The following is a 19,984-nucleotide window of genomic DNA, read 5'->3' as shown; positions in this document are numbered from 1 at the left end:
CGAAGCCGCAGACAGTACAGATAGTACGGCAAGGCGAGGCAACGCCGTACTGGTTTAAAGTTAATCCACTATAATTCCTTTGAATCAAATAGGACGCCTATTCGCCATCATGGCTGCTTTTGTGTGTATGGGCATGACGGCGGCGGTACGGTTTGGTTTTACCTGCCAAGATTTTGCACGGACAAGTTGTTTGAAATTTTCGGCAAACTAGCGGATAAAGCATACGCGACGGGATTTGGTAAGGTATGGCGTGTAGCGTCGGCAAGTTTGTCCCAATATCCAAACTTGGCCTTAAACGCCTCAAACCCTTTTGAAATGTTCCCAAACCGGTTTGCAGTTTTCCGGCAGTTCGGGACACGCGCCGAGGATGCCGCCACTGAAGTCGTTTAAGCGGTGGAAATCGCTGCCCGCGCTGGCGAGCATACCGAAGCGTTCTGCCAAAAGCGCGTAGTTGAGGCGGTCGTTTTTGCAGCAGTTGCCGCTGTGGACTTCGATGCCCACGCCGCCGAGGTTTTTAAATTCTTCAAACAGATTGCGCTTGGCGGTGGCGGACAAGTCGTAGCGCATGGGGTGGGCGATGACTGCCATGCCGCCCGCGCCGTTGACGGCGGAGACGCAGTCTTCCAACGTCGCCCATTCGTGCCGGACGGCGCAGGACTTGCCGTCCCCCAAGTATTTGGTGAACGCCTGCTGCTTGTTTTTGACGTGTCCCGCTTGGATGAGGAACTCGGCGATGTGGGTGCGGCTGACCATTTCTTTGTTTGCCGCCAGCGCGAGCGCGCCGTCGTATGCGCCGCCGATGCCTTTCTTTTCGAGCTTGGCGGCGATGGCTTTAAGGCGTTTCAGACGACCTTGCCGCACTTGTGCCAACAGGTTTTGCAGGTTTTCGTCCTGTTCGTCGAAATCCAAACCGACAACGTGTATGGTGCGCCCGCGCCAAGTTACGGAGATTTCCACGCCGTTGACGAAACGCAGCCCGAGTTTGTCCGCTTCGGCACGCGCTTCGGCGATGCCGCCAGTGTGGTCGTGGTCGGTCAACGACAGCAGCGTGCAGCCGTTTTGATGCGCGAGGCGCACGACTTCGCCGGGGGAGAGCATACCGTCGGAAACGGTAGAATGGCAGTGCAGGTCTATCATGGGGCGTTATGTGTGTGGTGAACAGTGGACAGGTGCAATATTATCGGGCGGTGTGGCGACGGGGGTAATTTTAAAAACGGGTGTATGGCAAATTTAAAGGAAAAGTCGCTATTCCGTCATTCCCGCGCAGGCGGGAATCTAGGCCTTGATTTGTCGGAAATGTTTAAGGTTAACCGCTATTTTAAACTTCTGGATTCCCGCCTGCGCGGGAATGACGATATGAACGTTTTCAATTTTAATCTACTATAAAAGGTCGTCTGAAAACGCGGTTTCCATCAAGCCGAACCGTTTTCAGACGGCCTTTCCGTTATCTTCGTCTTCCGACCAACCCGCTTCTTTCAATTTCCGCCGTTGCGCGTCGTATTTGGCTTTATCCGTCCAATAAATCGTCTGGATGCAGGCATCGCCGCAATCGCTGCCGCAGCATTCCCACGACTCGGGGCGGACGGGTTCGTCTAGAAGCGGCTCGCCCAAGAGGGCTTCGGCTTTATTCTTCAGGGTCGTATCCATCGGCGATTTCCAAGCGCGCGCCGTCAAACTCGATGACTTCGCCGCCACGTATTTTGGCGGTTTTGCGGGTTTCGGTTTCGCCGTTGCGCAACACCAGTCCTTCGGCGATAAACGCTTTCGCTTGTCCTCCGCTTTCGGCAAGTCCGGCGAGCTTCAAGAGGTCGCATAAGGCGATGTATTCGTTGTCTTCGAGATAGACGGTGGCTTCCATGAGTTTTCCTGTAATGGGTTCGGATTCGTGAAATTGTAGCATAGGTCGTCTGAAAGCCGTTTCAGACGACCTTTAGATTTTGAAACTACTAGATAAACGATTCAAAAAAGATAATGACGCAGAATAGGCATTGACTGATTTTCAGACGACCTGCCTAGCCACATTTCAATCCACCTTGTCCTTCATCCGCAGAAGGAACAAAGATAAAGCTGACTGATACGCAAATAAAGCCCCCTCTCCCACCCCGCGGGAGAGAGGGTATTTTTGCCGGACAGAATTTTGACTTATGGCAAGAGTATGTGAAAAAACGTGAGGTCGTCTGAAAAAAACGATTGCCAATTTTTACAGATAGAGTATAGTTCTTAATAAGTATTTTTCAGCTAATTCCTTATATCTATTCTACAACCTTGGATAAGTAGTTGCCATTGGGTACTCCGCCCGGCGGCAACATTTTTTTATCTGAAAGGGTTTGATAACTTTTATTCGTTTTATCTGACGAAGGTCGTCTGAAAAACCTAATACTTTGAATATTTATAGTTTTTATGGCTATAAATATCAAATAAAAATAAACATTTTACGACAACAGCTTTATCCGGGATCAATCAAATGAACCATTCAAATAAAGAGAAACTTTTCAAACTCAGTACCTTGGCACTCTGCCTTGCCGCGCTGCCGCAAGCCGTTCAAGCCGCTGAAGAAGTACAACAGGTGGAATTAAATCAGGTCAATGTGGTCGGCAAAAACCGCAGCCTGCGTACCGAAAATCGAAATGACTATACGACTTCGGCTATGAGTTCTACCACAGGACTGGCATTGACTCCGCGTGAGACGCCGCAATCGGTCAGCGTTATTACAAAAAACCAAATTAACGATCAAGGTATTACTACGCTTGCAGATGCGTTGAAAACAACGACTGGCGTAAATGTCGTTCGCCAAGGGAACCGCACCCATTTCCAAAGCCGCGGATTCTATATTGAAAAATTGGAAGAAGACGGCATGGCCACTACTATTGGTGCGCCGGGCATATTTGGCAGCCCCGCCAGAGATGGGCACAACATCACCGACCTTGCCATGTATGACCACATTGAAGTTGTGCGCGGTGCGGCCGGGCTAACCCAATCCAACAGCGCGCCCGGCGGTACCATTAATGCCGTACGCAAAAAACCGACGGCTAAAAAACAAATCAGTATGAATGGTTTAGCCGACCGTTTCGGCAAACGGCATATCGAATTGGATGCCTCGGGCACTTTAAGCTCAGAAAACCAACTCCGTGGGCGTATTGTCGGCAGTTTTGATCATGACAAAACATTTCAGGATAAAGTGAAAGGGCAAAACAGCCTTCTTTATGGCGTTTTGGAAAAAGACATCGGAGAAAACAGCAAGGTTTCTGTCGGTGCGTATCGTATCGCCCAGCTCAACACCCCCAATCTCAACGGCTTACCTTTATGGGAAGACGGAAGCAGTCTGCCGCGCGACAGCTATTTCGGTGCGGATTGGAATCATGGGCGATTCATCAAAAACGGTGTTTTTGCAGAATTTGACCACTACTTCAACGACAACTGGAAATGGAACAGCAAAATCGATTGGCGAAACAGCCACTCCGACCAAAGGTATGCTTTCTTAATGGCAGACAAAAGCGGATTGAAAGCCAATCAATCCATCGGTATTGAAGACCAACAGGCTTTCCGCTATCAGCACGACAGCAAACATCTGCATATTCAAAACAACCTGCGCGGCAAGTTTGAAGCCTTGGGTCAAACCCACGACATCTTCCTGACTCATAATTATTCGAAAGAGCGCAATACCCTGCACCATACCCGTATGCAGGCAACCGGCAGCTACGATCCATTTTCTGCCGTTATCCCCCAGCCGGACTGGGCTGCCGAACCATACAGCATTATGGACAGCAACAACCATTTCTATACGCACGCCCTTGCAGCAGGTACCCGCATCAATCCTACGGAAAAACTGCATCTGTTGGTAGGCGGACGTTATACCCATTGGAAACGCGACTTCAATTACAACTGGTCCCGTTATGCAGGCGCTCCGGACAACGATGCAAAAACCTATTCGGTCAAAAACAGCAAATTCATTCCATACATCGGCATCACTTACGATTTCATGCTGGGGCAAAGCTTCTATGCAGGCTATACATCCATCTACAAACCGACTCTGAAAACAAATGCAGACAACAGCTATCTCGCGCCCGAAGTCGGTAAAAACTACGAATTGGGTTGGAAAGGCGAATGGATGCAGAGCAAACTCAATACGGCCGTTTCCCTGTTCCAAACCGATAACACCAACGTCGGCGTGCGTGTCAACGTTCCGGCCAGCGGCAACAGGAAACAGACTTTCTACTACGTTCCCGCAAAAGAACGCAGCCGCGGTGTAGATGCGGAAATTTCCGGAGCAATCGGCGCAAATTGGAAACTGTTTGCCGGCTATACCTACAATATTCGCAAAACAGAAAACCATCCCAATACCGAGGGCGATTTTGCCAACTGGACCCCAAAACACATTTTCCGCGCTTACAGCAGCTATACGCCGCCGTTTGCAAACGGTAAGTTAAGTATCGGTATGGGCTTGTCCAGTCAAAGCAAAACCGGCAGTAAGCTGCCACAAGGCGGCTATACCGTTTGGAATGCCGGTTTGCAATACCGTCCGACCGATAATTTGCAACTGGGGCTGGCAGTCAACAACCTGACTGACAAACGCTACTATGAAAACAACAGCAACCGTACAAAAAACTATGGCAACTTCTACGGCGAACCGCGCAATGCCGTGTTCAGCCTGAAGTGGAAAATGTAAGGTCGTCTGAAAACAGCAATGTCGTTACCGCAAAGAAAGAGGTCGTCTGAAAACACAATCCGGCTTTCAGACGACCTCTTGCCCCTGCCGTCATGTCCGCCCATATCGACATGACGGCATCGGTATTTTCATTTGAACATCTGCAAACGGTCGTCTGAAACCCATCAGGAAACAAAAGCGTCGGATAACGTGTCTGATGCCGTTATCCCGCCGATGCAGATTTTCAGACGACCTCCCGTTATTTGTACCAACACACCCCCATGAACATCCTCAAAAAATTCTTTTACCTTGCCCGCCCTTTTTGGTCGGGGGCACACGGCCGCCTCCAATGGCTGATGCTCGCCGTTTTGATAGGATTTACCCTATTCTCTATTACCATCAGCGTTTGGATCGCCGCGTGGGACAAACGTTTCTACGACGCGCTCGCCGCGTTTGACGGCGCATCCATGCCCGCGCTTATCATCGAATACCTCGGCTACATGGCGATGATTATCGGCTGCATTGTTTGCGGCGACTGGCTGCAAAAACGCCTTATCTTCCGCTGGCGTACCCACCTGACCGAACAATTCCAGCAAAACTGGCTCGAAGGCCACAAACACTACCGCCTGCGCCTGACCGGCGAACCCGACAACCCCGACCAGCGCATCGCCGAAGACATCTACCTCCTCGCCGACAAAAGCATCGGACTGTTCCGCTCCTTCATCAATAATATTGCCAAGTTCAGCGCGTTCGTCGCTGTATTGTGGACACTCTCCGGCGTGCAGACCTTCAACATTAGCGGGCGCGACATCACCATACACGGCTACCTCGTCTGGGTTGCCCTGATTTATTCCGTCATCAGCACCCTGATTGCCCACCTCGTCGGCCGCAAACTCAAAAACCTCAACATCGACCGCCAGCACCGCGAAGCCGACTACCGCGCCGCCCTCCTGCGCGTGCGCGACCACGCTGAACAAATCGCCTTTTACAACGGCGGCGAAGCCGAAACAGGTCGTCTGAAACAACGTTACCTCCGCATCCGCGACAACTGGCGGCGGCTCACCAACTGCGAATTCCGCCAAGAAACCTTTTGGGCGACCTATGTGCGCATCAGCATCTTCATCCCCATCCTCGCCACCCTGCCCATGTACCTCGCCAAAACCATGACTTTCGGCGACATGATGCAGACCCGCACATCGTTTGCCCGCGTCCAAGATAGTTTCGGCTGGTTTACCGACTCCTACCGCCGCCTCATCGAATGGGCGGCAGTCGTTGAACGCCTCTCCGGTTTTCAGACGGCATTGGAACAAGTAGAACAGGAAGGCAGAAGCCCAGCCTCCGAACCCGCCCCGACTTTAAACAACCGCCGCCACAGCGGCATCCTCGCTCTGCAAAACCTCACCGTCCACACCCAAACCGGCAGCCCCCTGCTTACCGACATCAACCTCGAAGCCCACGCCCCCGAATGGGTATTGCTCGAAGGCAGAAGCGGCATCGGCAAATCCACCCTGCTGCGCGCCCTCGCAGGCTTATGGCCGTATTACCAAGGCAGCTTTGCCCTCGACGGCAGCCTCCTCTTTCTGCCCCAACTTCCCTACCTCCCCGCCGACACCCTGCGCCACACCGTCAGCTATCCCCACCCCGCCTGCCAAGACGACCGACTCATTCAGACGACCTTGGAGCAAGTCGGACTAGGCCGCCTGAAAGATAATTTAGACAAACCATCCGCCGAATGGCACGGCATCCTCTCTGGCGGCGAACAGCAACGCCTCAGCCTCGCCCGCGCGCTGCTGCACAAACCGCAAATCCTGTTCCTCGACGAAGCCACCAACCAGCTCGACGGCGAATCCGCATTGGCGCTGATGCAAACCCTCAAACGTGCTTTACCCGACACCCTCGTCATCGGTATCAGCCATCAATCTGAAATCCAAGCCTTGTTCGGACGTAAAGTTAATTTAAGACCGTTCAACGAGCTTGCAAACCGTTCAGATTAGTAATATAGTTCTTTTTGACTAGTTTCATAGTTCTTTAGGGTTACTTTTTAAAACTCCTTGGATAGCCTCCGCCAACTCCCGGCAGGAGGCGTTTTTTTGCCTGTCTGCGCTTAAAATAAATTAAATTTCAAGGCGTTGGATGGTTATAAATATTGGTATTTGAATAGGTTTAATTTTCAGACAAATCTTGTTGTATGGGCTTAATGTGTAAAACAAGAAATAGAAAAAGGTCGTCTGAAAACCTTGCATTCAGGTTTTCAGACGACCTTTGTGTGCATGAACTTATATCAGCAAGAAGGATTAGCCGCCGAAGTATTCATGCTCTAATCTGAGAAGTGTTGAATGTTTACCAGTCCTGCGCCCGCTTCAAGTCGTTCTGCGCCAGCGTGTCGGCGTGTTCGTTGCGGCTTTTGTATTCCCTGTTTTGCAAGATGCTGTTGGCGACGTAGTTTAAGTGTATTTTGGCGGCTTCGGCGGCATCGGCAGGGCGGCGTTCGAGTATGGCTTCGTAGATGGCGCGGTGTTGCGCGATCAGCTTGGGGCGCGGGTCTTCGGTTTGGTTGGAATAGATGATGCTGCTACGCGTCTGGCGGTAGAGCATTTTGAGCAGGCCGCCGGAGAGGTGGCTGAAGAGGATGTTGTGTGCGGCATCGGCGATGGTTTGGTGAAAGCTTACGTCGGCTTCGCTTTGATGTTCCAGATGACCGCTTTCGCAGGCGGATTCGAATTTTTGCCGCCAAAAATCAATCCGTTTCAAATCGGCATCGGTGCGCCGCTCGGCAGCCAGCGATGCCATGCAGCCTTCGATATGGCAGCTGAAATCGAAAACGTCGGTTTCCCAGTTGGTATGTTTGCCGAGCAATTCCTGCCAGCTTTGGAGGAAATCTTGTTGCGGTTTGACGGAAACGTAATAGCCGTCACCCTGACGCGCTTCCAAAACCTGTCGCGCAATCAAGATGTTCAGTGCGACCCTGACCGACGGGCGCGATACGCCGAATTCTTCCGCCAACGTGCGTTCGGGCGGGATTTTGCCGCCTTCTTCGTAAACGCCCGTCGCAATCCGTTCTTCTAATATCGACAATATTTGGTCGCTGATTTTTTGTGGCCGAACCAGTTTTGTCATTTTAATTCCCTCTTTTCCCTCATGTTTTCTTTATGAGGAAGACTCAAATCCGATAATGTGATGCGGCAGGTCGTCTGAAATGGCAATCTGCGTCAAAATTGGCATGACCAAATTGGTATGCCCAATGTCGCGGTATTCTAATTAACCGGCCATATCCCGTCAATATGGCTTGTTCTACCCGAATATGGTTTAAAACTATATCGGGTTACATTTTTACAATTCATATAATGTTTTGTTTTATTTAAAATTAAATAACAATTTTGCACTTATGTAGTAAGGTTGTTTAAAAAAATAATTGACTGCCATATTAAAGTTTCGTAAAGTGTCCTCCGTTCAAAAAATTGGTTTTACCAATTTAGGAAAGTATATTAGAAAAATATTCGGAGATTTTCCCAATGGAAACTTGGATTCAAAACTATACCGCAGTGGGCGGCAGCCTATATTTGACGGCAGCCGTCGCCCTCCTGCCCATTATCTTTTTCTTTGTCGCACTGACCGTCCTGAAGCTTAAAGGCTATCAGGCGGGGCTTTATACGCTTCTGATTGCGCTTGGCGTTGCCGTATTAGGTTTCGGAATGCCTGCTGGCATGGCGGTTTCTTCCGCGCTGTACGGCTTCGCTTACGGTTTGTGGCCGATTGCATGGATTATCGTTACTGCCGTGTTCCTGTATAAAATTACCGTGAAAACAGGGCAGTTCGACATCATCCGCGCTTCCGTGATTTCGATTACCGAAGACCAACGCCTGCAAATGTTGCTGGTCGGCTTCTCCTTCGGCGCATTCCTCGAAGGCGCGGCAGGCTTTGGCGCGCCGGTGGCGATTACCGCCTCGTTGTTGGTGGGCTTGGGCTTTAATCCGCTTTACGCCGCCGGTTTGTGTTTAATTGCCAATACCGCGCCTGTGGCTTTCGGCGCGATGGGTATTCCAATCCTGGTTGCCGGTCAAGTGTCTAACCTCGACCCTTACCACATCGGTCAGGTCGCTGGCCGCCAACTGCCGATCCTGTCGATTATCGTTCCTTTCTGGCTGGTCGCCATGATGGACGGTATGCGCGGCATACGCCAAACTTGGCCTGCCGTATTGGTGGCGGGCGTATCTTTCGCCACTACCCAGTTCATTACTGCCAACTTCATCGGTCCGGAATTGCCAGACGTAACCTCCGCATTGGTCAGCCTGGTTTGTCTGTCTGCCTTCCTGAAAAAATGGCAGCCTAAAGAAATCTTCACCTTCAACGGCATGAAAAAACCGGCCGAGCGCAAAGCGGGCGAATACACTGCCGGACAAATCATCAAAGCCTGGTCGCCTTTCGCCATCCTGACCGTTTTCGTCAGCGTGTGGACGATTAAGGGCGTGAAAGAGGCTTTGGGTGTTGCCACCATTAAATTCGACTGGCCGATGCTGCACAATTTGGTACAAAAAGCCGCGCCCATCGTCAGCGAACCGACACCATACGCCGCCGTGTTCAAAATCGACCTCCTCGGCGCAGTCGGCACGGCAATCCTGTTTGCTTCCATCGTTTCCGCCGCCTTGCTGAAAATGAAACCTTCCGAAGCCGTCGGCACTTTCTTTGAAACGCTCAAAGAACTGCGCCTGTCCATCCTGTCTATCGGCTTGGTACTCGGCTTCGCATTCGTGGCAAACTATTCAGGTCTGTCGTCCACATTGGCACTCGTCCTCGCCGCCACTGGCACCGTATTCCCGTTCTTCTCGCCGTTCCTCGGCTGGCTGGGCGTATTCCTGACTGGTTCGGACACTTCCGCCAACGCGCTCTTCGGCTCGCTGCAAGCCAGCACCGCGCATCAAATCGGCGTCGTGCCTGAGTTGACCGTTGCTGCCAACACCACCGGGGGCGTGACCGGCAAAATGATTTCGCCGCAATCCATCGCCATCGCCTGCGCGGCAGTCGGTCTGGAAGGTAAAGAATCCAACCTGTTCCGCTTCACTGTGAAACACAGTTTGATTTTCTGTACCTTCGTCGGTCTGCTGACCCTGCTGCAAGCCTACGTCTTGCCGTGGACGCTGATTTTCTTCAATAAATAAGCCTATCGGTTTGAAATGAAAAAGGTCGTCTGAAAACCAATTTGGGTTTCAGACGACCTTTTCGTTGTGGGTTGCAAATACCAAGATGCGGAAGGTTTCATTTGAGCCTGCGATATAGCTATAGTGGATTAAATTTAAACCAGTACGGCGTTGCCTCGCCTTGCCGTACTATTTGTACTGTCTGCGGCTTCGTCGCCTTGTCCTGATTTAAATTTAATCCACTATAATTTAATCCACTATAATTTAATCCACTATACGATAAAAATTCGACAGAAGGCTTGAATTAAGGTCGTCTGAAACGTTATGCTTGCCGTCTGTATTCCAATTTTTACCCGAAAGCAAAACCATGAGCAAAACCGTCCATTATCTGAAAGATTACCAAACGCCTGCCTACCGTATTCTCGAAACCGACCTGCATTTTGATATTGCCGAACCGCAAACCGTCGTGAAATCCCGTTTGACGGTCGAGCCGCAGAGGGTGGGGGAGCCGCTGGTGTTGGACGGTTCGGCGAAACTCTTGTCCGTCAAAATCAACGGGGCGGCGGCGGATTATGTGTTGGAAGGCGAGACGCTGACGATTGCGGGCGCGCCGTCCGAACGCTTCACCGTCGAAGTGGAAACCGAAATCCTGCCGGCGGAGAATAAATCGCTGATGGGGCTGTATGCTTCCGGCGGCAATCTGTTTACCCAGTGCGAGCCGGAGGGCTTCCGCAAAATCACGTTTTACATCGACCGTCCGGATGTGATGTCCAAGTTCACGACCACCATCGTCGCGGACAAAAAACGCTATCCCGTTTTGCTTTCCAACGGCAACAAAATCGACGGCGGCGAGTTTTTAGACGACCGCCATTGGGTGAAATGGGAAGACCCGTTTGCCAAGCCGAGCTATCTGTTTGCTTTGGTCGCGGGCGACTTGGCGGTCACGGAAGACCGTTTCACCACCATGAGCGGCAGGAACGTCAAAATCGAGTTTTACACCACCGAAGCGGACAAGCCCAAGGTCGGCTTTGCCGTGGAATCGTTGAAAAACGCGATGAAGTGGGACGAAACGCGCTTCGGTTTGGAATACGACTTGGATATTTTCATGGTCGTCGCCGTGGGCGATTTCAATATGGGCGCGATGGAAAACAAGGGTTTGAACATCTTTAACACCAAGTTCGTCCTCGCCGACAGCCGCACCGCCACCGATACCGATTTCGAAGGCATCGAATCTGTCGTCGGACACGAGTATTTCCACAACTGGACGGGCAACCGCGTGACCTGCCGCGACTGGTTCCAGCTTTCGCTGAAAGAAGGGCTGACCGTGTTCCGCGACCAAGAATTTTCCGGCGACCGCGCCAGCCGCGCCGTGCGCCGCATCGAAAACATCCGCCTGCTGCGCCAGCACCAGTTCCCCGAAGACGCAGGCCCGACCGCCCATCCGGTGCGCCCCGCCAGCTATGAGGAGATGAACAATTTCTACACCATGACCGTTTATGAAAAAGGCGCGGAAGTGGTGCGGATGTATCACACCCTGCTCGGCGAAGAGGGCTTCCAGAAAGGCATGAAGCTCTACTTCCAACGCCACGACGGGCAAGCCGTGACCTGCGACGATTTCCGCGCGGCGATGGCGGACGCGAACGGCATCAATCTCGACCAATTCGCCCTGTGGTACAGCCAGGCGGGAACGCCCGTTTTGGAAGCGGAAGGTCGTCTGAAAAACAATATTTTTGAGTTAACCATTAAACAAACCGTGCCGCCTACGCCCGATATGGCGGACAAGCAGCCGATGATGATTCCGGTCAAAATCGGGCTGCTGAACCGCAACGGCGAAGCGGTGGCATTCGATTATCAGGGCAAACGTGCGACCGAAGCCGTGTTGCTGCTGACCGAAGCCGAGCAGACCTTCCAGTTTGAAGGCGTAACCGAAGCCGTCGTTCCCTCGCTGCTGCGCGGGTTCAGCGCGCCGGTGCACCTGAACTATCCGTATAGCGACGACGACCTGCTGCTCCTGCTTGCCCACGACAGCGACGCCTTCACGCGCTGGGAAGCCGCCCAAATTCTCTACCGCCGCGCCGTCGCCGCCAACCTTGCCGCGCTTTCAGACGGCGTTGAGCTGCCGAAACACGAAAAACTGCTTGCTGCCGTCGAAAAAGTCATTTCAGACGACCTCTTGGACAACGCCTTCAAAGCCCTGCTTTTGGGCGTGCCGTCTGAAGCCGAGCTGTGGGACGGCGCAGAAAACATCGACCCGCTGCGTTACCATCAGGCGCGCGAAGCCCTGTTGGATACGCTTGCCGCCCACTTCCTGCCGAAATGGCACGAATTGAACCGTCAGGCGGCGAAGCAGGAAAACCAAAGCTATGAATACAGCCCTGAAACCGCCGGCTGGCGCACGCTGCGCAACGTCTGCCGCGCCTTCGTCCTGCGCGCCGACCCCGTCCACATCGAAACCGTTGCCGAAAAATACGGCGAAATGGCGCAAAACATGACCCACGAATGGGGCATCCTGTCCGCCGTCAACGGCAACGAAAGTGATACGCGCAACCGCCTGCTGGCGCAGTTTGCCGACAAGTTTTCAGACGACGCGCTGGTGATGGACAAATATTTCGCCCTCGTCGGCTCAAGCCGCCGCAGCGACACCCTGCAACAGGTTCAAACCGCCTTGCAGCATCCGAAATTCAGCCTCGAAAACCCCAACAAAGCCCGTTCGCTCATCGGCAGCTTCAGCCGCAACGTCCCGTATTTCCACGCACAAGACGGCAGCGGCTACCGCTTCATCGCCGACAAAGTCATCGAAATCGACCGCTTCAACCCGCAGGTCGCCGCCCGCTTAGTGCAGGCGTTCAACCTCTGCAACAAGCTCGAGCCGCACCGCAAAAACTTGGTGAAACAAGAATTGCAGCGCATTCGGGCGCAGGAAGGATTGTCGAAAGACGTGGGCGAAATCGTCGGCAAGATTTTGGATTGAGGCATCATCGAAATAGACGGATTCCGCATTCTTTTGGACACACATACCTAATCGTTAAGCCCGTAAAAAAAGGCGCATGATTGCGCCTTTCTTAAACGAAGGAGCTGGTGTGTGGGTATGGTGATTGTCATTGCTGCCATTTCGATGTAGATGAAAAATCATGATTGAGAAGCGGGAGTAACAGTTGCTAGACTAGAAATCTCAGCAAAAATAAAAGGTCGTCTGAAAACGTACAATATTTGTTTTCAGACGACCTTCTTGTATGCAGTTCGTTATTTTTGCTTACGCAGTTGCGGGTGGTTTTTCAGATTGTCCAAGAGGATGTCGATCACACGCGGTGCGGTTTGGGCGAGATCAAAATTTTTGCCGGACGAGAGCCAACGCCAAATCAGACCGTCCAGCGTCGATTTGATGAAGATGACCGCCATGTCGGTATCCAAATCTTCGGATAAGGCATGTTGGGCGATGGATTTGGTCAGAACTTCGGTAATTTTTTCGCGCCAAATGGATTGATGTTTATGCGCGATGTCGATGACCGCGGCGTTCTGATCGGTGTGTTCGCATTTTAAAAACAGGATGCTGTGGAATTTATAGTGGATGTCGTTGGTTTGCAGACGCGTGAAAAAGTGCATCAAGGTGCGGCGGAAAAGCGGCCACTCTTGTTCATTGCTATCAGCTGCGTCCTGATGCATACAGTTTTCGATGTCGTCGCAAATGCGTTGGAAGAGGGCGTCGAACAAGTCTTCTTTGTTTTTGAAATGCCAATACAAAGCGCCGCGCGTGACGCCGGCGGCTTGGGCGATTTCGTTGAGGGAAGTGCGCGCGATGCCTTTTTGGTGGAAGGTTTCCAGCGCGGCGAGCATTAAATGTTCTTTGGTTTTAAGAGCTTCGGTTTTGGTTTTCCGCATGATGCCTGTTTCAAGTTAAGTGGAATGTTGGGGATTATAAAAAATACTTTGTATCCATGCAAGCATGTATGTATAATGACGCCTGTAATTGAGATTGGCTCTCAAATATAAACTCTTTTTTTCAGACGACCTGCTTCAGATATTGAAGCAGGCGATTGTTGTTTTCGGAACCAAAAATCGGCTACAATAACAAAGCATATAGTGAAACTTCATAACAATTATACAATTATCTAGATAGGAAAAATAATGACTTTTTATGCTTCTAAGGTGAAAAGCATGACGGCAATCGCTGCCGCTATTGCGCTGGCTCTTTCGGCGTGCGGTAAAGGTGGTGATACGGCGAAAGGCGAAGCGGGCGGAGCAGGGCAGCAGGCAGCGGCACAGCAGGCTCCCGCTCCTGTGGTCGGTGTCGTTACCGTCCATCCTGAAACTATCGCGTTGACGACCGAGCTGCCGGGACGTTTGGAGTCGCTGCGTACTGCGGATGTCCGCGCGCAAGTCGGCGGTATCATCCAAAAACGCCTGTTCCAAGAGGGCAGCTATGTCCGCGCCGGGCAGCCGCTTTACCAAATCGACAGCTCCACCTATGAAGCAAATCTGGAAAGCTCGCGCGCCCAATTGGCAAGCGCGCAGGCAACCCTTGCCAAAGCCAATGCCGACTTGGCGCGTTACAAACCGCTGGTTGCCGCCGATGCCATCAGTAAACAGGACTACGATGCGGCGGTAACGGCGAAACGTTCTGCCGAAGCAAGCGTCAAAGCGGCTCAGGCGGCGATTAAATCTGCCGGTATCAATCTGAACAGGGCGCGCATTACCGCGCCAATTTCAGGTTTTATCGGTCAGTCTAAAGTATCCGAAGGTACGCTGTTGAACGCGGGTGATACGACCGTTCTGGCAACCATCCGCCAAACCAATCCTATGTATGTGAACATCACTCAATCTGCGACCGAAGTGATGAAGCTGCGCCAACAGGTTGCCGAAGGCAAGCTGTCGGGCGTGGACGGCGCGATTGAAGTGGGCATCAAGTTCGACAACGGCGAAGTTTATCCGCACAAAGGCCGTTTGCTGTTCTCCGATCCGTCTGTTAACGAAACGACTGGACAAATCACGCTGCGCGCGTCAGTGCCGAACGACAAAAATATCCTGATGCCCGGTCTCTATGTGCGCGTCCTGATGGAGCAGGTTGCTGTTGCTAATGCCTTTGTCGTGCCGCAGCAGGCAGTAACGCGCGGTACGAAAGATACTGTAACGATTGTGAACGCCAAAGGCGAAATGGAGTCGCGCGAGGTAACAGTCACCCAGCAGCAGGGAACCAACTGGATTATCACTGCGGGTCTGAACGACGGCGACAAAGTCGTTGTGGACGGCACCAGTATCGCCGCCATGAGTGGCGCGAAAAAGGTAACGCCTAAAGAATGGACATCTCCTGAAAATGCGGCGGCATCTGCTGCCGGAGCTGCTCCGAAAGCTGCTTCCGAAGCGAAAAAAGACGTTCAGATGACCTTTGAAGCCAAACCGGCATCTGCGGCTAAATAAGGAAGGCATCCATGGCTAAGTTTTTTATTGACCGCCCCATTTTTGCATGGGTGATTGCGATTTTTATCATCGCAGCGGGTATTTTCGGCATTCAAAAACTGCCGATTTCCCAATATCCGTCCGTTGCTGCACCGACCATTACTTTGCGCGCTACTTATCCGGGCGCTTCTGCTCAGGTAATGGAAGACAGCGTACTGGCCGTTATCGAACGTAATATGTACGGTGTGGAAGGTTTGGACTATATGACGACTTCTGCCAATTCCAGCGGCAGCGGCAGCGTCAGTCTGACGTTTACACCTGAGACCGATGAAGATTTGGCGCAGGTGGACGTGCAGAACAAATTGTCGGAAGTGTTGTCCACATTGCCGTCTACCGTACAGCAATATGGTGTAACCGTATCTAAAGCGCGTTCCAACTTCTTGCAAGTGGTCATGCTTTCTTCTGAAAAGCAATCCATTGAGGAAATGAACGATTACGCCCAGCGCAATATCATTCCTGAACTGCAGCGTATCGACGGGGTAGGGCAGGTACAATTGTTTGGTGCGCAACGCGCCATGCGTATTTGGGTTGACCCGAAAAAACTGCAAAACTACAACCTGTCTTTTGCAACGGTAACCAATGCGCTTGCGACACAAAACATTCAAATCTCAGCAGGCTCCATCGGTTCTTTGCCGGCGGCTGCAGGTCAGACCATTTCGGCGACCGTTACAGCGCAAGGTCAGCTGAGCACTGCTGAAGAGTTCGGCAACATCATTTTGGTATCCAATACTGACGGCTCGAACGTCTATCTGAAAGACGTTGCCAAAGTCAGCTTGGGTATGCAGGACTATTCTACTTCTACACGCTTGAACGGCGTGAACACCACCGGTATGGCAGTGATGCTGTCTAACAGCGGTAACGCTTTGGCAACGGCGACTGCAGTAAAAGAAAAAATGGCGGTTTTGCAGAAGTATTTTCCAGACGGCATGAGCTGGAAAGTTCCTTACGATACTTCCAAATTTGTGGAAATTTCGATTGAGAAAGTGATCCATTCGCTTTTGGAAGCCATTGTTTTGGTATTCTTAGTGATGTATCTCTTCCTGCAAAACATCCGCTATACGCTGATTCCGACCATTGTTGTACCGATTTCCCTGTTGGGCGGTTTTGCCTTTATCTCATACATGGGTATGTCGATTAACGTATTGACCATGTTTGCGATGGTATTGGTGATCGGTATTGTGGTCGATGACGCGATTGTGGTCGTTGAAAACGTTGAGCGTATTATGGCGAGCGAAGGTCTGTCGCCTAAGGCTGCAACCAAAAAAGCGATGGGTCAGATTTCCGGTGCGGTAATCGGTATTACTGCCGTGTTGATGTCTGTATTTGTGCCGCTGGCGATGTTTAGCGGTGCAACCGGTAACATTTACAAACAGTTTGCCTTGACCATTGCGGCATCGATCGGCTTCTCCGCATTCCTTGCTTTGACGCTGACTCCGGCATTGTGTGCCACCATGCTCAAACCGATTCAGAAGGGTCATCACGAAGAGAAAAAAGGTTTCTTTGGTTGGTTTAACAAAAAATTTGACAACTGGACACACGGCTATGAAGGCTGGGTTGCCAAAGTCTTGCGCAAGACTTTGCGCATGATGGTTGTCTATATTGGTTTGACTGTTGTGGGCGTATTCCTGTTTATGCGTCTGCCGACTTCCTTCTTGCCGTCTGAAGACCAAGGTAACTTGATGTTGAGCGTACAATTGCCTGCCGGTGCAACCAAAGAGCGTACCGATGCAACTTTGGCTCAAATCACTCAACTGGCAAAATCTATACCTGAGATTGAGAACATTATTACCGTTTCCGGCTTCAGTTTTTCAGGCTCCGGTCAAAACATGGCTTTGGGCTTTGTCATTCTGAAAGATTGGAGCGAACGTACTGCTCCGGGCAGCGATGCGACTTCTATTTCCGGTAAGTTGACCGGTATGATGATGGCTACGCTGAAAGACGGTTTCGGTTTGGCGATTGTGCCTCCAGCCATTATGGAATTGGGTACAGGTTCCGGCTTGACGATTTACCTGCAAGACCGTAACAACAGCGGCCATGCTGCATTGTTGGCCAAGCGCAATGAGCTGATTGACAAAATGCGCAAAAGCGGTTTGTTTAACCCAAGTACCGTTCGTGCGAGCGGTTTGGAAGATGCGCCGCAGTTGAAAATCGACATCAATCGCTCTGCCGCAGCTGCACAAGGTATTTCGTTCTCTGACATCCGTACTGCTTTGGCTTCTTCTTTGGGTTCGTCTTATGTAAACGACTTCCCGAATCAAGGCCGTCTGCAACGCGTGATGGTACAAGCTGATGCGAGTGCCCGTATGCAGCCTGCCGATATTCTGAACTTGACCGTGCCGAATAAATCCGGTGTTGCCGTACCGCTTTCTACCATTGCTACTGTTTCTTGGGTAAACGGTATGGAACAAAGCGTCCGCTTCAATGGTTATCCTGCAATGGAGCTTTCCGGTTCGCCTGTTAATGGCGTATCTTCCGGTCAGGCCATGGCTGCGGTACAGCAAATGGTTGATGACATGGGCGGCGGTTACAGTCTGGAATGGGGCGGCCAGTCTCGTGAAGAGGCCAAAGGCGGCTCGCAAACCGTCGTGTTGTACGCATTGGCCGCTGCCGCTGTATTCTTGGTATTGGCTGCTTTGTACGAAAGCTGGTCTATCCCGTTGGCAGTTATCCTTGTGATTCCGTTGGGCTTGATTGGCGCGGCATTGGGCGTTACGGGGCGCAATATGTTTGAAGCGCTGCTGGGCAGTATTCCGGCATACGCCAACGATATCTACTTCCAAGTCGGTTTCGTTACGGTGATGGGTTTGAGTGCGAAAAACGCGATTTTGATTATCGAGTTCGCCAAAGACCTGCAAGCGCAGGGTAAGAGCGCGATTGAAGCCGCGCTTGCCGCTGCACACTTGCGTTTCCGTCCGATTATCATGACCTCGTTTGCCTTCATTTTAGGCGTGGTTCCGCTGTATGTTGCCAGCGGTGCCAGCTCTGCCAGCCAGCGTGCTATCGGTACGACTGTGTTCTGGGGCATGTTGATCGGTACGATTTTGTCCGTGTTCCTTGTGCCGCTCTTTTATGTCATCGTGCGTAAATTCTTCAAGGAAACTCAGCGCGAACATGAAATGGCAGTAAAACACGCTGCCGAAGCGGGCATGATTTCCCTCGAAGATCAAAATACGGATAACAAGCACTAAGCAAAAAGGTCGTCTGAAAACCTGAAACACGGATTTCAGACGACCTCAAGGAATCCTTATGAACAAAAAGACATTCAAAACGGTATTGAGTACCGTCGCCGCAGCCGTCGCGCTGTCCGCCTGTACCATGATCCCGAAATACGAACAACCGCAGGTTGAAGTTGCCGAAACCTTCAAATACGACACCTTCGACGACGGTATCCGCGCCGCCGACTTGGGCTGGCAGGACTTCTTTGCCGACCCGCGCCTGCACCGCCTTATCGACATCGCGTTGGAACGCAATACCGACTTGCGCACCGCCGCATTGAACGCCGAAATCTACCGCAAACAATACATGATTGCCCGCAACGACCTGCTGCCGAGCATCAACGCCAGCGGTACCGGAACTCGGGTAGGCAGTTTGAGCGGCGGCGTTACCCGCAGCGAATACACCGTCGGTTTGGGCGCGGCAGCCTACGAGCTGGACCTTTTCGGACGTGTCCGCAGCAACAGCCAAGCCGCATTGCAAGGTTATTTCAGCGTAGCTGCGAACCGTGATGCCGCTCACCTTGCCTTGATTGCCGCCGTTGCTAAAGCCCATTTCAACGAACTGTACGCCCAAGAATCGATGGCATTGGCGCAGCGCGTGCTTAAAACCCGCGAAACCACTTACAAACTTTCCCAAATGCGCCACAAAGCAGGCGTGATTTCCGCCGTCGATTTGCGTCAACAGGAAGCCCTGATTGAATCCGCCAAAGCCGATTATGCGAACGCCGTCAAAAATCGCGAACAGGCCCGCAATGCCTTGGCGACCCTGATTAACCAACCCCTGCCGGAAGACCTGCCTGCCGCGCTGCCTTTGAGCAAACAGTTCAAAATCACCCGACTGCCTGCCGGCTTGAGTTCCGAAGTGCTGCTGAACCGTCCCGACATCCGCGCCGCAGAACACTTGCTCAAACAAGCCAATGCCAACATCGGCGCAGCGCGTGCCGCCTTCTTCCCTACCATCAGCCTGACCGGTTCGGTCGGCACAGCGTCCGGCGAGTTGAGCGGTCTTTTCAAAAGCGGTACAGGCATTTGGTCGTTCGCCCCCTCCATTACCCTGCCGATTTTCAACTGGGGTAGCAACAAAGCGAATCTTGACGTAGCCACGCTGCGTAAAGAGGCGCAAATCGTCGCGTACGAAGCCGCCGTCCAAGCCGCTTTCCAAGACGTATCCAACGCCTTGGTCGCACGCGAGCAACTCGACAAGAGCTACGCCGCGCTAAACAAACAAAGCCGCGCCTACAACGACACCCTGCGTCTCATCAATCTGCGCTACAAACACGGCGTATCCAACGCCCTTGACCTGCTTGACGCAGAACGCAGCAGCTATGGCGCAGAAACCGCTTTGCTTGCCAACCAGCTCACCCGCCTCGAAAACCTCGCCGACCTCTATAAAGCACTCGGCGGCGGTTTGAAACGCGAAACCGTTAGCCAACCTGCCGCGCAGCAGTAAGACTGTTCGAGACCTTTGCAAAAATAGTCTGTTAACGAAATTTGACGCATAAAAATGCGCCAAAAAATTTTCAATTGCCTAAAAC

At 51.9% G+C, this 19,984-nt stretch carries 13 protein-coding genes; 7 read left to right on the top strand and 6 right to left on the bottom strand.

Annotated features, from left to right (window positions below; all coding sequences use genetic code 11):
- Positions 1-300 precede the first annotated feature (300 nt).
- The 3 genes from AC5M9B_RS00400 to AC5M9B_RS00390 all read right to left on the bottom strand — a co-directional run bounded on the left by AC5M9B_RS00400 (position 301) and on the right by AC5M9B_RS00390 (position 1,900).
- Entirely contained in the window at positions 301-1,137 is an 837-nt protein-coding gene (locus AC5M9B_RS00400; protein WP_487648078.1) for a PHP domain-containing protein, read from the bottom strand.
- 291 nt (positions 1,138-1,428) lie between these two features.
- Positions 1,429-1,647, bottom strand: coding sequence for an oxidoreductase-like domain-containing protein (locus AC5M9B_RS00395; RefSeq protein ID WP_060974852.1), 219 nt, complete (start codon positions 1,645-1,647; stop codon positions 1,429-1,431).
- The gene (locus AC5M9B_RS00390; RefSeq protein WP_083310383.1) at positions 1,625-1,900 is read right to left on the bottom strand and encodes an RNA-binding S4 domain-containing protein; all 276 of its coding nucleotides are present in this window, start codon (positions 1,898-1,900) and stop codon (positions 1,625-1,627) included. The genes AC5M9B_RS00395 and AC5M9B_RS00390 overlap by 23 nt, the downstream gene beginning before the upstream one ends.
- Before the next feature lie 564 nt (positions 1,901-2,464).
- Here AC5M9B_RS00390 and AC5M9B_RS00385 point away from each other — a divergent pair.
- Positions 2,465-4,666, top strand: a complete 2,202-nt coding sequence (locus AC5M9B_RS00385) for a TonB-dependent siderophore receptor (protein ID WP_070655166.1) — start codon at positions 2,465-2,467, stop codon at positions 4,664-4,666.
- On the opposite strand, the gene AC5M9B_RS00380 is transcribed toward AC5M9B_RS00385, so the two are convergent.
- The gene (locus AC5M9B_RS00380) at positions 4,644-4,778 is read right to left on the bottom strand and encodes a hypothetical protein (protein ID WP_280530502.1); all 135 of its coding nucleotides are present in this window, start codon (positions 4,776-4,778) and stop codon (positions 4,644-4,646) included. The genes AC5M9B_RS00385 and AC5M9B_RS00380 overlap by 23 nt on opposite strands.
- A gap of 148 nt (positions 4,779-4,926) precedes the next feature.
- On the opposite strand from AC5M9B_RS00380, the gene AC5M9B_RS00375 reads away from it, so the two are divergent.
- Positions 4,927-6,639 carry an ABC transporter ATP-binding protein/permease gene (locus tag AC5M9B_RS00375; protein ID WP_487648077.1) on the top strand — a complete coding sequence of 571 codons (1,713 nt, stop codon included), beginning with the start codon at positions 4,927-4,929 and terminating at the stop codon, positions 6,637-6,639.
- 346 nt (positions 6,640-6,985) lie between these two features.
- On the opposite strand, the gene AC5M9B_RS00370 is transcribed toward AC5M9B_RS00375, so the two are convergent.
- Positions 6,986-7,762, bottom strand: coding sequence for a FadR/GntR family transcriptional regulator (locus tag AC5M9B_RS00370; protein ID WP_049228090.1), 777 nt, complete (start codon positions 7,760-7,762; stop codon positions 6,986-6,988).
- Between the two features lie 395 nt (positions 7,763-8,157).
- On the opposite strand from AC5M9B_RS00370, the gene AC5M9B_RS00365 reads away from it, so the two are divergent.
- Both AC5M9B_RS00365 and pepN read left to right on the top strand, forming a co-directional pair.
- On the top strand, positions 8,158-9,801 hold the full coding sequence (locus AC5M9B_RS00365; RefSeq protein WP_049228088.1) for a lactate permease LctP family transporter: 1,644 nt from the start codon (positions 8,158-8,160) through the stop codon (positions 9,799-9,801).
- 346 nt (positions 9,802-10,147) lie between these two features.
- A complete protein-coding gene (gene pepN / locus AC5M9B_RS00360; RefSeq protein ID WP_487648076.1) occupies positions 10,148-12,751 on the top strand; it encodes an aminopeptidase N in 2,604 nt (867 codons plus the stop codon).
- A 272-nt stretch (positions 12,752-13,023) separates the two neighbouring features.
- On the opposite strand, the gene mtrR is transcribed toward pepN, so the two are convergent.
- A complete protein-coding gene (gene mtrR / locus AC5M9B_RS00355) occupies positions 13,024-13,659 on the bottom strand; it encodes a multidrug efflux system transcriptional repressor MtrR (protein WP_049228086.1) in 636 nt (211 codons plus the stop codon).
- Between the two features lie 246 nt (positions 13,660-13,905).
- Between mtrR and AC5M9B_RS00350 the strand changes: the two genes are divergently transcribed.
- Genes AC5M9B_RS00350 through AC5M9B_RS00340 form a run of 3 tightly spaced genes read left to right on the top strand, consistent with a single transcriptional unit; the run spans position 13,906 to position 19,899 of the window.
- The gene (locus AC5M9B_RS00350) at positions 13,906-15,195 is read left to right on the top strand and encodes an efflux RND transporter periplasmic adaptor subunit (RefSeq protein WP_487648075.1); all 1,290 of its coding nucleotides are present in this window, start codon (positions 13,906-13,908) and stop codon (positions 15,193-15,195) included.
- Positions 15,196-15,206: 11 nt separating this feature from the next.
- Positions 15,207-18,422 carry an efflux RND transporter permease subunit gene (locus AC5M9B_RS00345; protein ID WP_049230399.1) on the top strand — a complete coding sequence of 1,072 codons (3,216 nt, stop codon included), beginning with the start codon at positions 15,207-15,209 and terminating at the stop codon, positions 18,420-18,422.
- Between the two features lie 58 nt (positions 18,423-18,480).
- The gene (locus AC5M9B_RS00340; RefSeq protein WP_009311022.1) at positions 18,481-19,899 is read left to right on the top strand and encodes an efflux transporter outer membrane subunit; all 1,419 of its coding nucleotides are present in this window, start codon (positions 18,481-18,483) and stop codon (positions 19,897-19,899) included.
- The last annotated feature ends 85 nt before the right edge of the window (positions 19,900-19,984 follow it).

The organism is Neisseria flava (genome assembly GCF_982712965.1).
The sequence above is the reverse complement of the archived record's forward strand: the minus strand, read 5'-3'. Positions and strand labels throughout refer to the sequence as shown.

Coding starts and splice junctions, on each gene's coding strand:
- AC5M9B_RS00400 (WP_487648078.1), bottom strand. CDS start 1,137: ATGATAGACCTGCACTGCCATTCTACCGTTTCCGACGGTATGCTCTCC.
- AC5M9B_RS00395 (WP_060974852.1), bottom strand. CDS start 1,647: ATGGATACGACCCTGAAGAATAAAGCCGAAGCCCTCTTGGGCGAGCCG.
- AC5M9B_RS00390 (WP_083310383.1), bottom strand. CDS start 1,900: ATGCTACAATTTCACGAATCCGAACCCATTACAGGAAAACTCATGGAA.
- AC5M9B_RS00385 (WP_070655166.1), top strand. CDS start 2,465: ATGAACCATTCAAATAAAGAGAAACTTTTCAAACTCAGTACCTTGGCA.
- AC5M9B_RS00380 (WP_280530502.1), bottom strand. CDS start 4,778: ATGTCGATATGGGCGGACATGACGGCAGGGGCAAGAGGTCGTCTGAAA.
- AC5M9B_RS00375 (WP_487648077.1), top strand. CDS start 4,927: ATGAACATCCTCAAAAAATTCTTTTACCTTGCCCGCCCTTTTTGGTCG.
- AC5M9B_RS00370 (WP_049228090.1), bottom strand. CDS start 7,762: ATGACAAAACTGGTTCGGCCACAAAAAATCAGCGACCAAATATTGTCG.
- AC5M9B_RS00365 (WP_049228088.1), top strand. CDS start 8,158: ATGGAAACTTGGATTCAAAACTATACCGCAGTGGGCGGCAGCCTATAT.
- pepN (WP_487648076.1), top strand. CDS start 10,148: ATGAGCAAAACCGTCCATTATCTGAAAGATTACCAAACGCCTGCCTAC.
- mtrR (WP_049228086.1), bottom strand. CDS start 13,659: ATGCGGAAAACCAAAACCGAAGCTCTTAAAACCAAAGAACATTTAATG.
- AC5M9B_RS00350 (WP_487648075.1), top strand. CDS start 13,906: ATGACTTTTTATGCTTCTAAGGTGAAAAGCATGACGGCAATCGCTGCC.
- AC5M9B_RS00345 (WP_049230399.1), top strand. CDS start 15,207: ATGGCTAAGTTTTTTATTGACCGCCCCATTTTTGCATGGGTGATTGCG.
- AC5M9B_RS00340 (WP_009311022.1), top strand. CDS start 18,481: ATGAACAAAAAGACATTCAAAACGGTATTGAGTACCGTCGCCGCAGCC.